The 1,057-nt window shown below is 64.4% G+C and carries 2 protein-coding genes; both read left to right on the top strand.

The features are described 5' to 3' along the window. Positions 1-79 precede the first annotated feature (79 nt). Positions 80-502 (top strand): helix-turn-helix domain-containing protein, encoded by a 423-nt coding sequence (locus JQC81_RS32470; RefSeq protein ID WP_203275867.1) that lies wholly within the window; start codon positions 80-82, stop codon positions 500-502. Next, positions 499-1,041 (top strand): IS630 family transposase, encoded by a 543-nt coding sequence (locus JQC81_RS32465; RefSeq protein WP_246520849.1) that lies wholly within the window; start codon positions 499-501, stop codon positions 1,039-1,041. Before JQC81_RS32470 ends, JQC81_RS32465 begins: the two co-directional genes overlap by 4 nt. Positions 1,042-1,057 lie beyond the last annotated feature (16 nt).

The following is a 1,057-nucleotide window of genomic DNA, read 5'->3' as shown; positions in this document are numbered from 1 at the left end:
GCTAAAGCGCTTTTGATCCGGGCTTGAATCCATTTGGGTCGGTTGTGCGTTGACCCGGATATGGCCCAGGAGGCAAGCGATGCCCCAGCCCTATTCTGCTGATCTGCGTGCGCGCGTTCTGGTTGCCTGCGAGCGGGGCGACCTTCCTCAGATCGAGATTGCCCGCCGCTTCCAGGTCTGTCCCGCCACCGTGTCGAACTGGCGCCGCCAGGAACGCGAGGAGGGCCGGCGTGCTCCCAAGCCGCACAGCGGCGGCGTGCCCTCGCGCCTGGATGCGGCGGCTCTCGGGGTGCTGCGTCAGCTCGTCATCGAAGATAATGATGCGCTGCTGCGCGAGTACCGTGAGCGTCTGGCCGAGCGCACCGGCGTGACGGTGTGTCTGGCGGTGATCTGCGAGGCGCTCAAGCGGCTCAAGCTGCGTCCGAAAAAAAGACGCTTCGGGCGGCCGAGCAGGAGCGGCCTGAGATTGGCGCCGAGCGCGAGGCTTACCGCCAGCAGATGAGCGGGATTCCGGCAGAACGGTTGGTGTTCCTGGATGAAAGCGGGGTGACGACCAAGATGGCCCGCACCCATGCGCGAGCCCCACGGGGGCAACGCGCCTATGGCTCCATTCCCCTCGGCTCCTGGCAGCGGCTGACGGTCTTAGGTGCGCTTGCGTGTGAGGGCCTGGTGGCCACGATGAGCATCGAGGCCGCGACCTCGACGCCGGTGCTGCTGGCCTATCTCGAACAGGTGCTGGTGCCGGTTCTCAAACGCACCAAGCCGAATGCCATTCTGGTGATGGATAACCTGCGTGCGCACCATGCCACCGAAGTGCAGAACCTGCTCGCTCAGGCTGGGATCGGGCTGCTGTACCTCCCGCGATACTCACCGGAGTTCAACCCGATTGAGCAGGCCTGGGCAAAGATGAAAGAGCGGCTCAAGGCCAAAGCGCCCCGCAGCCTGGAGGCGCTTGAGGCAGAACTCAAACCGGCTCTCGGGTCCATCACTGCCCAGAATGCCAGAGGCTGGATCAGGCACGCCGGCTATGCCCTACACTGAAACCAAAAGCGCTTTA

The organism is Microvirga arabica (assembly GCF_016811235.1).
GTDB classification, from domain to species: domain Bacteria; phylum Pseudomonadota; class Alphaproteobacteria; order Rhizobiales; family Beijerinckiaceae; genus Microvirga; species Microvirga arabica.
Note: the sequence above shows the minus strand (reverse complement) of the source record. Positions and strands in the feature narration are given on the sequence as shown.